This window comes from bacterium (assembly GCA_030654305.1).
Taxonomy (GTDB): domain Bacteria; phylum Krumholzibacteriota; class Krumholzibacteriia; order LZORAL124-64-63; family LZORAL124-64-63; genus PNOJ01.
In genome coordinates this window covers 1-13,486 of sequence record JAURXS010000270.1, presented here as the reverse complement: position 1 = coordinate 13,486, position 13,486 = coordinate 1, and the positions used below count along the sequence as shown (strand labels likewise).

At 72.6% G+C, this 13,486-nt stretch carries 15 protein-coding genes; all 15 read right to left on the bottom strand.

The window, feature by feature from the left end; all coding sequences use genetic code 11:
* Nucleotides 1-536 (bottom strand): nicotinate-nicotinamide nucleotide adenylyltransferase (locus Q7W29_07750; protein MDO9171708.1); only part of this gene is annotated, 536 nt, incomplete at its 3' end.
* Between the two features lie 47 nt (nt 537-583).
* A complete protein-coding gene (gene bamD, locus Q7W29_07745) occupies nt 584-1,348 on the bottom strand; it encodes an outer membrane protein assembly factor BamD (protein MDO9171707.1) in 765 nt (254 codons plus the stop codon).
* 26 nt (nt 1,349-1,374) lie between these two features.
* Nucleotides 1,375-2,070 carry a hypothetical protein gene (locus Q7W29_07740; protein MDO9171706.1) on the bottom strand — a complete coding sequence of 232 codons (696 nt, stop codon included), beginning with the start codon at nt 2,068-2,070 and terminating at the stop codon, nt 1,375-1,377.
* On the bottom strand, nt 2,070-3,494 hold the full coding sequence (gene rimO / locus Q7W29_07735; protein ID MDO9171705.1) for a 30S ribosomal protein S12 methylthiotransferase RimO: 1,425 nt from the start codon (nt 3,492-3,494) through the stop codon (nt 2,070-2,072). Before rimO ends, Q7W29_07740 begins: the two co-directional genes overlap by 1 nt.
* Complete coding sequence (locus Q7W29_07730; protein MDO9171704.1) at nt 3,491-5,884, bottom strand: DNA translocase FtsK; 2,394 nt, start codon at nt 5,882-5,884, stop codon at nt 3,491-3,493. The genes rimO and Q7W29_07730 overlap by 4 nt, the downstream gene beginning before the upstream one ends.
* Nucleotides 5,862-7,247, bottom strand: coding sequence for an acetyl-CoA carboxylase biotin carboxylase subunit (gene accC / locus Q7W29_07725; GenBank protein ID MDO9171703.1), 1,386 nt, complete (start codon nt 7,245-7,247; stop codon nt 5,862-5,864). Before accC ends, Q7W29_07730 begins: the two co-directional genes overlap by 23 nt.
* A 149-nt stretch (nt 7,248-7,396) precedes the next feature.
* Nucleotides 7,397-7,861 carry an acetyl-CoA carboxylase biotin carboxyl carrier protein gene (accB, locus tag Q7W29_07720; protein ID MDO9171702.1) on the bottom strand — a complete coding sequence of 155 codons (465 nt, stop codon included), beginning with the start codon at nt 7,859-7,861 and terminating at the stop codon, nt 7,397-7,399.
* Between the two features lie 24 nt (nt 7,862-7,885).
* Nucleotides 7,886-8,443: an elongation factor P gene (gene efp, locus Q7W29_07715; GenBank protein ID MDO9171701.1), complete on the bottom strand. Its 558-nt coding sequence runs from the start codon at nt 8,441-8,443 to the stop codon at nt 7,886-7,888.
* A gap of 84 nt (nt 8,444-8,527) precedes the next feature.
* On the bottom strand, nt 8,528-8,980 hold the full coding sequence (locus Q7W29_07710; GenBank protein ID MDO9171700.1) for a type II 3-dehydroquinate dehydratase: 453 nt from the start codon (nt 8,978-8,980) through the stop codon (nt 8,528-8,530).
* Complete coding sequence (locus Q7W29_07705; GenBank protein MDO9171699.1) at nt 8,977-9,843, bottom strand: tetratricopeptide repeat protein; 867 nt, start codon at nt 9,841-9,843, stop codon at nt 8,977-8,979. The genes Q7W29_07710 and Q7W29_07705 overlap by 4 nt, the downstream gene beginning before the upstream one ends.
* Before the next feature lie 109 nt (nt 9,844-9,952).
* Nucleotides 9,953-10,645 (bottom strand): hypothetical protein, encoded by a 693-nt coding sequence (locus Q7W29_07700; protein ID MDO9171698.1) that lies wholly within the window; start codon nt 10,643-10,645, stop codon nt 9,953-9,955.
* Nucleotides 10,642-11,517: a hypothetical protein gene (locus tag Q7W29_07695; GenBank protein ID MDO9171697.1), complete on the bottom strand. Its 876-nt coding sequence runs from the start codon at nt 11,515-11,517 to the stop codon at nt 10,642-10,644. The genes Q7W29_07700 and Q7W29_07695 overlap by 4 nt, the downstream gene beginning before the upstream one ends.
* A complete protein-coding gene (locus Q7W29_07690) occupies nt 11,514-12,230 on the bottom strand; it encodes a hypothetical protein (GenBank protein ID MDO9171696.1) in 717 nt (238 codons plus the stop codon). The genes Q7W29_07695 and Q7W29_07690 overlap by 4 nt, the downstream gene beginning before the upstream one ends.
* Before the next feature lie 5 nt (nt 12,231-12,235).
* Nucleotides 12,236-13,048: a hypothetical protein gene (locus Q7W29_07685; GenBank protein ID MDO9171695.1), complete on the bottom strand. Its 813-nt coding sequence runs from the start codon at nt 13,046-13,048 to the stop codon at nt 12,236-12,238.
* Nucleotides 13,045-13,338 (bottom strand): hypothetical protein, encoded by a 294-nt coding sequence (locus Q7W29_07680; GenBank protein MDO9171694.1) that lies wholly within the window; start codon nt 13,336-13,338, stop codon nt 13,045-13,047. Before Q7W29_07680 ends, Q7W29_07685 begins: the two co-directional genes overlap by 4 nt.
* Nucleotides 13,339-13,486 lie beyond the last annotated feature (148 nt).

Genomic DNA, 13,486 nt, shown 5'->3' with positions numbered 1-13,486 from the left:
GCGACGGCCGGCGGCAGCAGGTCCGCGGCCTGCTCGCCGCGCCGCAGGCGGTCGCGGATCTCGCGGCTCGCGGCCGGCGCCGCGAAATCCGGCAGCACCGTCGACCCCGGCGGCAGGGTCGCCGGGTCCGGCGCCCGCCCGTCGCGGGCGAGCACGAGCGGGCTGGCCAGTTCCAGCACGCGCTGCGGCCGGCGCCAGCCCGCCAGGCCGCGCCAGGCGTCCTCCCCCAACACGAGGAGCAACCGGTCGTGGGGGTAAAGCCCGGCGAGCGTCTCGAGCGTGTCCACGGTCCAGCTCGGGCCGTCCCGATCGAGCTCGCCGTCCCAGACCTCGACGCCGTCGAGACCGGCGACGCCGAGGCGCACCATGGCCAGGCGGTCGGCGGCCGTCGCCTGCGACGGCGGCTTCAGGGGCGAGCGCCCCGCCGGCACCACCAGCACCCGGTCGCAGAGGTCGCGGGCCAGCAGTTCGCGGATCACGGCCAGGTGGCCGCTGTGGAAGGGATCGAAGGCGCCGCCGAACACCGCCAGCCTCATGTCGCCGCCAGTCTCATGCCGCCGCCTGCCTCATGTCACGGCCGGCTTCACGGCGCGGCGGCCGGCAAGCCGTCGAGCAGCCGGCGCGCTTCGGGCGCGAGGCGGCTGTCGGGGCGCTCGCGCAGCAGCATCTCCAGGACTTCGCGGGCCCGCGGCGCCTCGTCCCGGCGCAGCGCGAGGCGGGCGCGGTCCATCAGGATCCGGTCGCGGTGCTGCGTTTCCGGCTCCTCGGCGATGAGCCGGTCGAGGGTGACCGCCATCGCGTCGGGCTTGTGCAGCTGGCTGTAGACCTCGACCACGCCGAGCTGCTTGAGCGCCAGCACGTCGCTGATCTCCACGAGGTGGGCGCGGGCCGCGTCGGCCCGCGTCGAAGCGGGGTAGGTCTGCAGGAAGCTGCGGAACAGCACCCGGGCCTCGCGGGCCGGCGTGATGTCGCGCTGCACGCCGCCCACCTGGAGCAGGTGCGAGCGGGCCTCCTCGAACAGGGCCTCCTCCACCAGCTCGCTGTTGGGGTACTCCTGGCGCAGGATCTGCAGCTCGACCGCGGCGAGGGGGTACTCCTCGGTGGCGAAGTAGGACCTGGCCTTCTCCAGCTGGGCGCGCGCGGCCAGGCTGTCGGTCGGGCTGCGGCGCAGGAACGCGGTGTAGGCGTCGACGGCCTCGCGGTGCTTGCCGCGGTCGGCGTAAGCCAGCGCGCGCTCGTAGGAGCCGGCGGGATGGGGGTTGGTGTAGCCGCAGCCGGCGAGCGCGGCGGCCAGGCCGGCCGCCAGGATCAGGAGCGGCCATCTCGGCGTGGGACGGGTTGCCTGCACGTGTCCTCCCGGGTTCCGGCGGCGGATCAGTTGCCGGAGTTGGCGAAATAGACCGCCACGAGGCCGGTCAGGGCGCCCACGACGACGAGTTCCTCGAGGATCGCGCGCATCCCGCCCTCGGCCGGCTCGGCGGCGGTGAATTCGTAGGCGGGCGCGTTCACGGCGGCGAAGTGCCGCGCCGCGATCCGGTCGGCGTAGCCGCGGGTCAGGCGTCGGTCGAGCAGCAGGCGACCGGTCGATTTTTCCAGCACCGTCACCTGCACGACCGCCTGGAACTCCCGGTCCAGCCAGCGGCGCCAGAGGCCGAAGCGGCGGCCGACGCGCGGGTAACTCAGGTCCACGTCCTCGATGTAGTAGCGGAACTCGTAGTCCGCCCGGACCTCGGGCGCCGTCTTGTTCGCCCCCACGTCCGACTCGTCGAGCAGGACCTCGTGCCCGGCGGCCGTCAGTTCGGCGAACACGGCCGTTTCGAACAGCGGCCGCGCGGTGTGCGTGGAACGGGGGCGCAGCGCGACGCTGGCGCTGTCGGGCGGCAGGACCGCGGCGGCCTCCCGCACGATGTCCGCGAACAGGGCGCGGGCCAGCCACAGGTTCGTCTGCACGGTGTCGGGCCCGGCGGCGGCGAAGGGCGAGACGCCCGGGGCCGCGGCGGCGCCGGCCGGCGCCAGGTTCAGGGTCAGGCTCAGGGCCAGGGCCGTCGCGACGGCGGCGATCAGTCTCATCAGGCTTCCTTTCCCCGCGGCGCGGCGCGCACGCCCAGGACGTCGAAGGGCGTGACGGCGGCGAAGCGGGCCGTGAGCCAGTCCCCGGCCGCGAGGCCGCGCCCGTCGAGCAGCACGACCCCGTCCGTGTCGTACGCGAAGTGGCGGCTGCGGGCGACGGCGACCGGCCCCGCGGCCAGCGAACGCGGATCGGCGGCCCCGGGTTCCCGATCCCCTTCTGCCCGATCCCCGTCGGCGAGATCGGCCAGCAGGTCGCCCCACTCGGCGCCGTCGCCGACGCCGTCCACGACGAGGTCGAACTCGCCCCCCAGCCTGGACAGCTGCCGCTCGCGGGCGATGTCCACCTGGAGGTCCGTGAGGCGGGCCTCGCGATCGGCGACCTCCTCGGGGTCGGGCGCGTCGTCGAAGTCCGCGCCGGCGGTCCCCGCCTCGGGAGAATAGCGGTAGGTGCCCACGTGGTCAAACCGGATGCGCTCGAGGAAATCGGCCGCGAGTTCGACGTCCTCCTCCTGCTCGCCGGGGAAGCCCAGCAGCAGCGTGGTGCGCAGCACCAGGTCGGGGCGCTCGCGGCGCAGCTCCTCGAAGAAGCGCGCCAGCTTCTCGGTGTCGAAGGGCCGGTTCATGCGGCGCAGCACCGCCGGCGAAGCGTGCTGGATGGGCATGTCCACGTAGGGCAGGACCTTGGGCAGGTCGAGCAGGCGACGGAAGCGGTCCAGGCCGATCAGGCCAGGGTAGAGGTAGTGCAGGCGCAGCCAGCGCAGGTCGTCGACCTCCCCCAGCGCCGCCGCAAGATCGCACAGGTCCTCACCGGCGCCGCGCCCGTAGTCGCTGGTGTTCTGGGACACCAGCATCAGCTCGCGCACCCCGCGCGCCGCCAGGCGGCGGGCCTCGTCGGCCAGCTCGGCCACGGGCCGCGAGCGCTGGTCGCCGCGGATCAGCGGGATGCGGCAGAACGAGCAGCGGAAGTTGCACCCCTCGGACACCTTCATGAAGGCCAGGTGCGGCGGCGTCAGCAGGGGCCGGTCGGCCATCCCGTCGTAACGCACGTCCTCGGGCCTCGCGACGGGGACCCGGTCCTGCCCGAGCTCGAGGGCGTCGAGCAGGCGGTCGAAGTTGCCGACGCCGTTGACCAGGTCGATCGCCGGGTGTTCGCGCGCGATGCGCTCGCCGTGCTCCTGGGTCAGGCAGCCCGTCACCACCAGGGTGCGCGCGCCCTTGGCGGCGCACATCTCGGCGATGGCCGCGTAGCTGTCGAGCCGGGCCGCCTCGATGAAGCCGCAGGTGTTCAGCACCCAGATGTCGGCGTCGGCGGGGTCGGCCGCGACGGGGATGCCCCGCGCGGCGAAGCGGCCGAGCAGCGCCTCGCTGTCCACCAGGTTCTTGTCGCAGCCGAGGGTGCGGCAGTGGACGGCGCGGCGGCTCACGTGAGGCTGTCCTCCTCGAACTCGCGCAGGGCGCTGAGGTCGTCGGGTTTCATGACGACCTCCCGGGCCTTGCTGCCGATGAACGGCCCCACCACGCCGGCCTGTTCGAGCAGGTCCATGAGCCGACCGGCGCGGGCGTAGCCGATCTGCAGCTTGCGCTGCAGCATCGAGGTCGAGCCGTGCTGGGACAGCACGATGATCTCGCGCGCCTTCTCGAACAGCGGGTCGTCCTCGAGGTCCAGCCCGGTGGCCGCCTCGCGCTCCTCGTCCAGGGTGATGGGACGCGTCACGTCCTTGAACTGGCGCCAGTGGGCGGCCAGGGCCTCGCACTCCTCGATGTCGATGAAGGCGCCGTGGACGCGCACCGGCGTGGCCCGACCCGGCTGCAGGTAGAGCATGTCGCCCTTGCCCAGGAGCTTCTCGGCCCCGTTCGCGTCCAGGATGGTGCGCGAGTCGTTCTTCTGGATGACCCGGAAGGCGATGCGGCAGGGGATGTTGGCCTTGATCACGCCGGTCAGCACGTCGACGCTCGGGCGCTGCGTCGCCAGCACCAGGTGGATGCCCACGGCGCGCGCCTTCTGGGCGATCCGGGTGATCGGCATCTCGATCTCCTGGCCGAGCTGGATCATGAGGTCCGCCAGCTCGTCGACGATGCACACGTAGTACGGCATCGGCTCGCTGACCGCGACGCCGTCGTCGCCCGCGATCTCGCCGGCGGCCACCTTGCGGTTGTAGCCCTCGATGTTGCGCACGCTGTGGCGCGAGAGGCGCCGGTAGCGGTGGTCCATCTGGGCTTCCATCCACTTCAAGGCCCGCAGCGCGTCCTTGGGGTCGGTCACCACCGGCAGCAGCAGGTGCGGGATGTCGTTGTAGACGTTCAGCTCCAGCATCTTGGGATCGATCAGCAGCAGCCGGACCAGGGAGGGGTCGCAGCGCAGCAGCAGCGAGCTGATCATGGCGTTGACGCAGACGCTCTTGCCGCTGCCGGTCGAGCCGGCCACCAGCAGGTGGGGCTGTTCCGCGAGGTCGATCGTCACCGCCTCGCCGAAGACGTCGCGGCCCAGCACCACGCTCAGCGGTGTGCGCATGCGGTCGACGGCCTGGACGTAGACCTCCTTCATCGAGACGATCTGCTGCGTCGGGTTGGGGATCTCGATGCCGACGGCCGCCTTGCCGGGGATGGGGGCCTCCATGCGGATGGAGCGGGCCTTCATCGCCAGGGCCAGGTCGTCCGAGCGCTGCACGATGGCGTTGACCTTGATCCCGGACGCGGGCTGGTACTCGTAGGTGGTCACCACGGGACCGGGACGCACGTCCTTGACCGCGCCCTCGACGCCGAACGAGCGCAGCGTCTCCTCGAGCAGGTCGGCGGCGGCGTGCAGCAGTTCCTCGGAGACGGCCACGCGGTCGGTCGGCGGCTCGCGCAGCACCGAGAGGTCGGGCAGCGGCAACGACATCGCCGGGTCCACCAGCCCCGAGGTGACCTCGGGGAACGCCTCGGCCTCACCGCCCGCCGCGGCGCGGCGGCCCGCCGTCGCCGGCAGCGGCCCGTCCTCGTCCCCCGCCGCCGACCGCTCGTGATCGGGCGGGGCATGCACGATGCGCGGGGTCGCGGCGACCGCCGGCACCGCCTGGGCCTTGACGGACGAGATCGCCGCCGGCGAGGCGGCAGGAACGACGACCCGCCGCCCGGCCTCGTCCTGGACCGTCTCGGCCGCGCCCCGCCAGGTGCGGGCGATGCCGCGCACCAGGCGCCAGGGCAGCTGCAGGAACCAGACCAGCCCCCGCCAGGCGGCCGCCAGCCCCGCGCCCAGGGCCGCGCCCCAGGGGCCCAGACGGCCCAAGAGCGCCGGCAGCCAGGGATGGGTGGCCCGCAGCACGGCGGTCAGCAGCAGGAACGACAGGAAGATGCCGGCGCCCCAGCGCCCGAACAGGGCGCCGAAGCCGCGGGCGAGACCGTACCCGGGAGCCCCGCCCCACGCCGCGGCCAGCGGCGCCGGCAGGGGCCAGCCGGACTGCCCCAGCCAGGCGGCCGAGGCCAGCCACAGCGGGACGAGTCGGCTGCCCAGGAACAACCGTGAAGCCTCGCCACGCGCCAGCAGGGCCAGGCCGCGGATGGCCAGCAGCACCGGCAGGGCCCAGCACCACAGGTCGCCCAGAGCGGTGCGCACCGCCAGCGCGACCAGCGCGCCGACCGGTCCGCCGGGATTGCCGGGCGTCACCGGGGCGGCGCCGGGCAACCCGTTGGCCAGGGACCACCAGTCGGCCGACGGCCCGGCCAGCGCGATCGCCGCGTACACGGCCAGCGCCAGGTGCAGCAGACCGCCCAGGCGGGGGGACCGCCACCAGCTGCCGGTTTCGGGCTGGTTACGCTTCTTCCGCGACGACACGGGCTTCGATCGCCTCCTTGAGACCGGACATCTCCGTGTCGAGGAACTTCGTGGTGGCCTTCCCCTGCAGGAAGATGGGGTTGCGCAGGACCTCGCGGTGGAAGGGGATCGAGGTGGGCACGCCCTCGATGACGCACTCCTGGAGCGCGCGGGACATCCGCCGGACGGCCTCGTCGCGGTCCTTCCCGAAGGTGATCAGCTTGGCCAGCAGCGAGTCGTAGTAAGGCGGCACCTGGTACTCGCTGTAGATGTGGCTGTCGACCCGCACGCCGGGGCCGCCGGGGGCGTGGAAGAAGAAGATGCGGCCGGGGCAGGGCATGAAGTCGCGCGACGGGTTCTCCGCGTTGATGCGGCACTCCAGGGCGTGGCCGCGCAGGACGACGTCGTCCTGGCCGAAATCCAGCGGCACGCCGGCGGCCACCGCGATCTGCCACTTCACCAGGTCGATGCCCGTGATCATCTCGGTGACGGGGTGCTCGACCTGGATGCGGGTGTTCATCTCCATGAAGTAGAACGAGCCGTCCTCGTCGAGCAGGAACTCCACGGTGCCGGTCGAGTCGTAGCCGACGCGCGCGGCCAGCTTGACCGCGGCCTCCCCCATGCGCCGGCGCAGGTCGGGCGACACGGCAGGCGACGGTGCCTCCTCGATGAGCTTCTGGTGGCGGCGCTGCACCGAGCAGTCGCGCTCGCCCAGGTGGACGACGTGGCCGTGCTTGTCGCCGAGCACCTGGATCTCGATGTGGCGCGGGTTCTCCAGGTACTTCTCGACGTAGACGCCGTCGTTGCCGAAGGACGCGCCGGCCTCGGCGCGGGCCGTGGCGTAGCTCGAGCGCAGCTCCTCCTCGCTGCGCGCGACGCGCATGCCCTTGCCGCCGCCGCCGGCGGTGGCCTTGATGATCACCGGGTAGCCGGCCTGCGCGGCGAACGCGGCCGCCTCGTCGGCGCTCTCCAGCAGGCCGGGGCTGCCCGGCACCGTGGGCACGCCGGCCTCGGTCGCCGTGCGCTTGGCCTGGGCCTTGTCGCCCATGCTGCGGATGATCTCGGCGGTCGGCCCGATCCAGACGAAGTCGTTCTCGATGCAGATCTCGGCGAAGCCGGCGTTCTCGGCCAGGAAGCCGTAGCCGGGATGGATGGCGTCCGCCCCGGTGATCTCGGCCGCCGCGATGATGTTCGGGATGTTCAGGTAGCTCTCGGCGCTGGTCTTCTGGCCGACGCACACCGACTCGTCGGCGTACTTCACGTGCAGGCTCTCGGCGTCGGCGCTGGAATGCACGGCGACGCACTGGATGCCCATCTCGCGGCAGGCCCGCATGATGCGCAGGGCGATCTCGCCGCGGTTGGCGATGAGGATCTTCTCGAACATCCGCGTCTCTCCTGTCGTGGCGGGGTGCGGTATCGGGCGCGGCGGCCGCCGGACGATTGTCCGGCCGGGGCCGGAAAATGGCAAGCCTGGAAGCGGGACGGGAGCGGCGCGCGCCCCCGCGGGAACGCGCGCCGCGGCTCGGAGTCGGGTCAGGCGGGGTCCACGAGGAACAGGATCGCCTCGGCTTCCACCGGCGTGGCGTTCTCGACCAGGATCTCCTTGATGGTCCCGCCGAATTCCGCCTCGATCTCGTTCATGACCTTCATGGCTTCGATGATGCACAGGGTCTGGCCCGGCTTGATGGCGTCGCCCGCGTTGACGAAGTTCGGCGCGTCGGGCGACGAGGCCCGGTAGAGGGTGCCGACGATGGGCGAGCGGATCTCGCGCCATTTCGCCCGTTCGGGATTGGCGGCGGGAGCGGCCGGGGCCGCCGTCTCCGCGGGCGCCTGCGGCAGGGCCGGGGCCGGGGGCAGCGAGGCGGCGTAGGCCACATGGGCCGACGGCGCCGCGTGCTTCTGGATGCGGATGGTCGTGTCCTTGTCGATCACTTCGAGTTCGTCGATGCGGCTGTCCTCGACCAGCTTGACCAGCTCGCGCACCTTGTTGAGATCCATGGTCTCCCCTTCCGGCCGGGGGCGTCAGACGCGCCCGAGGTACTTGCCCGTGCGGGTGTCGATCTTGAGGATCTCGCCCTCCTCGATGAACAGCGGCACCTGGACGACGAGCCCCGTCTCCAGGGTCGCCGGCTTGGAGGCGCCCTGGGCGGTGTCGCCGCGCAGTCCGGGATCGGTCTGGGCCACCTTCAGTTCGACGGTGTTGGGCGCCTCGACGGTCACCGGCACGCCGTCGCGCAGCAGCATGCTGACGGTCTCGCTCTCCTTGACGTACTTGGCCACGTCGCCCAGCGTGTCCCGGGGCAGCGAGATCTGCTCGAAGGTCTCGAGGCTCATGAAGGTCAGGAACTCGCCGTCCACGTAGAGGAACTGGAAGTCGCGACGTTCGAGCCGGACCTCCTCGAACTTCTCCCCGGAGCGGAAGGTGTCCTCGACGACCTTCCCGGTGGCGACGTTCTTCAGCTTCGTGCGCACGAAGGCAGAGCCCTTGCCCGGCTTGACGTGCTGGAAATCGACGATGGCCCACAGACTGTTCTTGTAGTTCAGGACCATGCCGTTGCGAAAATCGCTCGTGTCTGCCAACTCGGTCTCTCCTGTGCGGGTTGCGCCCCGTGGGGCAGCGTGAAAATGCCCACTATTGATAACATCTGTTCCGCGGGAAGGCAATCAGGCGTTGCCGTCGCCCAACAACCCCCGCACGCCCCGCAACGCGAGGCGGTAGCTGTCGACGCCGAAACCGCAGATCGAAGCCCGCACGACGTCCCGCAGCAGGTTCTGGCGGCGGAAGGGCTCGCGGGCGTCGGGGTTGGAAAGGTGGACCTCGACCACCGGCGCCGCGACGCTGAGCAGCGCGTCGCGCACCGCCACCGAGGTGTGGGTGTAGGCGGCGGCATTGACCACCAGCGCGTCGGCCTCGTCGCCCCAGCGGTGGATCAGGGCCACGAGCTCTCCCTCGGCCTCGGTCTGGTGGCAGACGACGCGCAGACCCAGCGCCTCGCCTTCGGCCGCACAGACGGCGTCGAGCTGCGCGAGGGTGAGGGCCGGGTAGTGCTCCGCCTCGCGCCGGCCGAGCCGGCTCAGGTTCGGACCGTTGAGGACCGCGACCAGGGGCGCGCTCACGCCGGGCCGTCCTGCTGCCGGTCGAGCCAGGCCTCGAAGCGGGCGCGGTTGGGGTCTTGCGGGGCCGCCGCGGCGACGGGGCTGCCCGCGAAGACGGTGGTCGGCGCCGCGGTCCGCGCCGCATCCTGCACCGCGGCCGCCGTCGCGTCGACCGGCGTCTCGGCCGTCGCGTCGACCGCCTCCAGGGTGGCGATCTCGCGGGCCACGTCCTCGCGCTCCGGGTGCTCGGCCAGCAGTCGGCGCAGGATCGCGAGCGCCTTCTGGCGGTGCCCCTGGGCCAGGTAGATCTCGGCCAGGGTCTGGGTCAGGAAGCGCGGGGTCGCACCGGTGTCCGCCGCGGGCGCGGGCGCGGGCGCCGCCGTCGCCGGCCCGCTCTCCTCGGGAGGCGTCCACGGCGTACCGTCCGCGGGGGCCGCCGCTTCGGCGGCGTCCACGTCGGCGGTCATCGTGTCGGACTCGACCGCGGTCGTGATGACTTCGTAGGCCGCGATGACTTCGTCGGCCGTGATGTCTTCGTCGGCCGCGATGACTTCGTCGGCCGTGATCTCTTCTTCGACAGCGGGCACGCGATCCGGAAGCGCCAGCAGCAGCGGCGCCTCGCGGTGGCTGGGATCCCGGTCGAGCACCTCGCGGGCGAGGTCGCGCGCGTCGGCCGCACGTCCCTGGTCCCGCCGCACGCGGGCCAGGACGACCCGCGCCGACAGGGAATCGGCGCACCGGCCGATCCCCTCCTCCAGCAGGGCCGAGGCGGCTTCCAGGCGGCCCGTCACGCGGTAGAGGTCGGCCAGCGGGATGAAGAACCGGCCTCGGGGCCGGCGATCCTGCTGCATCTCGAAGTAGCGGATCATGCGATCGTGGGTCAACGCCGTGTCCTTCCGCCGCCCGGGAACTCCGCCCATGGACCGACCACCGGCCGGCCGACCAGTCTAGGCACCCGGCCGGCCCCCCGTCAAGCCGCCCGCAGGGGATCGTCTACAAGATACCCAACCAGGGGCCCAGCAGTTCCTGGAACCTGCCGACCAGCAGCGCCACGCGCCCCATGACGGCCGAACCGAACGAGGCCCCGAAGGTGATCATCAGCACCAGCAGGCCCCAGCGGGCCACCCGCCCGTAGGCGCCCCGCTGCTCGCGCGTGTTGACGAAGTAGATCAGGCCGCTGACCGTGCCGGCCAGGACCAGCAGCTGGGCCAGGCTTTCCTGCCAGAGCCAGCGGCCGGCCGCCGTCGGGGCCAGCCCCGTGCCGATGGTGGCCTCGATCTGGTAGAGGAAGTCCGACCTCAGGTAACGCACCAGGGAATAGCCGGCCGTGGTGCCGAGGGCGAACGCGGTGGGCCACTTGCCGAGCCAGGACAGCCGCGGCCACAGGCGCGCCAGCATCAGCAGGCCCAGCGCCGCGGGGATCAGGGCCACGGGGTCCCACGCGCCCACCGGCGCGTCGGGGCTGGACCAGCGGCCCGCGGCCGGGAAGAGCTTCAGCACCAGCGCCGGCCACAGGGTCGTCCAGAAGCCCATCACCATCCAGTAGGCCGCCGACACGCCGACGAACACGTGCTCGGCGAACTTGTAGAACGGGTTGTCCCGCCACAGGAAGGAGAAGACCATCAGGGTCAGCAGCGCGCCGATCCAGACCTGCACGTCCCCGCTGAGGTGGATGGCGGCGATCACGGCGACCTCCGCCGCGCGAGGCGGCGCAGCACCAGGCCTGCGTTGCCCAGCAGGATGAAGGCGACGATCACCAGGTGCGCGGCCGACTGGGGCCCCATCCCGCGGGTTGCCGGCTGGTTGGCGGCCGTGAACTCGGGGTGGCCCCGGGCCAGCGCGGCCTCGTATTCGGCCGCCCCCTTCAGGGCGCTCATCAGGCCGAGGATCTGCAGGGGGTAGTAGGGGAAGAACTGCGGCGCGCCGACGCCGGTGCAGCCGCCCGCGAGCGGCACGTCGATGACGTCGCCGGCGTACAGGATCCACTCCTTGAGGCCGGGCTGGCCCGCCGACAGGCTGACGATCAGGCCGAAGTCGCCGAGCCCGCGCACGCCGCGCAGCGCGGGGACGTCCCGCAGCGGCCGGCCGGTCACGTCCGTGGGGTAGCGCGCGGTGAGCGAATCGCGCAGGCTGTTGATGAGCATCTCCCCGCCGACCTGGAAGCCGAGCGAGACCCAGTCGCGGGCCGGGACGGCCTGCGGGAACTCCCGCGCGATGACGCGCTCCTCCACGCGCGAGATCATGTTGTTGCCCGTGGGGTACAGCGACATGTAGCAGATCGGGTGGCCGGTCAGCAGCGCGTGCTGCGTGAGGGCGTCGGCCATGGGCTCCAGCTCGGGCGCCGAGCTGGGCGAGTAGTCGAGCGACAGCAGGATCGGCGCGCCGTCCGGCAGGTTCTCGATGCGGTCGTAGATCGGCTGGACGACGGAGGTGGCCCGGTCGGGCGTGCTCACGCCCGAGAGCAGCGCGGCCACCACCACCACCGCCAGCACCAGGAAGATCCAGCGCCGGTCCAGGGTCTCCAGCCAGGAGGCGATCCGGTCGCAACGGTCGTTCATGAGCCGTCGCCTCCGGAGCGGGGGTCCTTCTCCACGCCGGCGATCATGCGCACCGCCAGGGCGATGACGCCCAGGGCGATCCCGATCATCAGGGCCCGCTGCCCGGCGGTGTTGGGCACGCGCAGGATCCAGAGGGACAGCTCCTCGACCCGCAGGAAGGCCAGCTGCTCCGGGACCCAGGCCGTCAGGTGGCGCCCGGCGGGGATGCGGCCGAGCAGGACGACCAGGGCCGAGGCCAGCAGCAGGCTCGACTCGAGGGAGCGCGCGCGGAAGGCGCGGTACGACGCCGAGGCGATGTAGAAGGCCAGCAGGCTGTAGAGCGTCGCGTGCAGGGGGCTGAGCACCGCGTCGAACACCGCGGTCAGCCAGCTGCCGGGCGCGGTGACGTCACCCTGCAGGCCCGGGGGGCCGCCCAGCTTGGCCGTGCCGATCACCAGCACGATCAGGAACGAGACCAGGGTGACCAGCGAGTAGTACCGGTCCGGGCCGCGGTCCCGGATCTTCACCAGGTGCGTCGCGACGAGGTTCAGCCCGCCCAGCAGGAAGGCGAAGACCGCGAGGATGCTGAACCAGGTGGCGAACTCCTGGTCGGCGAAGGCCAGCAGCCGCTGCCCGAAAGGCGCCCCGCTCCCCTCGGGCCGCGCGACGAAGGCCGAGGCGATCAGCAGCAGCGCCACGACGGTCAGGATGATCTGCGGCACGCGCTGCTTCACGCCGCTCACCCCGCCCGGAAGACGTTGAGGAAGGCATCGCGCAGGAACAGCCAGGGCTGCGCCCCGGTCACGTCCGCGAGGGTCGCCACGAGGCTGCCCGCGACGAGGCAGGCCGCGGCCGCCAGCTTGCAGAGATCCTGGCCCCGCAGGCTGCCGAGGCGGGCGGCGTCGCCCTCCAGGGAAGCCCCCGCGGCGAAGAGCTCCTCGCCGAGCAGCACGTGGTCGCACGACGCCACCAGGAAGGGCAGCTGGACCGCGCTGGCGGTGCCGGCGATCTGCACGGCCCCGACCTGGTGCCCGCCCTCGGCGAGCAGCAGCGACTCCGAGGCGAAGAAGCCCATCAGGACGCAGAGGCCGGGGCGCTCGCGGGCGATCAGCCCGTCCACCCGCGCCACGAAGCCCAGGTGGTCGTCCGAGATGTAGGCGACCCAGTCGTCGCGCCAGAGATCCCCGCGGCCGGCGTCGTCGTAGGCGCGGCGGCAGATCTCCCGCGCGTTGTCCATGACCAGGCTGCGGTTGGTCGGCACGAAGAGGCGGCCGCCGGCTTCGGCGACCTTGCGCGCCAGCGGCCGCAGGACGGCCAGCGCCGCGACCGTCTGCATGTTGTCGAGATCCTGGGAACCGGCCACGAAGTAGACGGGACGCCCCTGCGCGACGGCGTCGGCCACGGCGCGGTCGAGGGCGAGCAGCGGGGGGAAAGACCGCACCGGCACGTGCGCGCCGCGGCGGGCCCGGACCACCGAGACCACGATCAGGGCGCAGACCGTCGCGCCGACCAGCGCGACGTTCCAGGTCCCGGGTGCCAGCCAGCCGTTCACGGGCCCGCCTCCGGACGCGGCCCCTCCAGGTGGTCCAGCAGGCGGTCGAAGTGGCTGCGCCGCTCCAGGATGCGCGCCAGGCGGGCCGTGCCGCAGCCCGGCACCGCGAGGTCGCAGAGCGGGCTCGCGACGTGCAGGGCCTGGGAACCCAGGAACGACAGCGGGCGGGAGCTCGCCAGCCACAGCAGGGCCGGCGTCGCCAGGCCCGCGCCGCGCACGCGCGCCGCCAGGCCGGCGAGGAACGCGTCGTCGGCGGGGTCCAGGCTCGGCGGACGGCCCCCGTCGCTCATGACACCTTCGTCTTCACGTGGTCGGTCACGGCCGCCAGGTCGTCCAACAGCCCTTCGCAGCAGGCCAACGGATCGCTGCAGGCCAGCCGCGCCAGGAAGTCCCGCGGGGACTCCCCACCCGCCGCCGCCCCGTCAACCGCGCAACCGG

Coding starts and splice junctions, on each gene's coding strand:
- accC (MDO9171703.1), bottom strand. CDS start 7,247: ATGTTCGAGAAGATCCTCATCGCCAACCGCGGCGAGATCGCCCTGCGC.
- Q7W29_07740 (MDO9171706.1), bottom strand. CDS start 2,070: ATGAGACTGATCGCCGCCGTCGCGACGGCCCTGGCCCTGAGCCTGACC.
- Q7W29_07680 (MDO9171694.1), bottom strand. CDS start 13,338: ATGAGCGACGGGGGCCGTCCGCCGAGCCTGGACCCCGCCGACGACGCG.
- accB (MDO9171702.1), bottom strand. CDS start 7,861: ATGGATCTCAACAAGGTGCGCGAGCTGGTCAAGCTGGTCGAGGACAGC.
- Q7W29_07695 (MDO9171697.1), bottom strand. CDS start 11,517: ATGAACGACCGTTGCGACCGGATCGCCTCCTGGCTGGAGACCCTGGAC.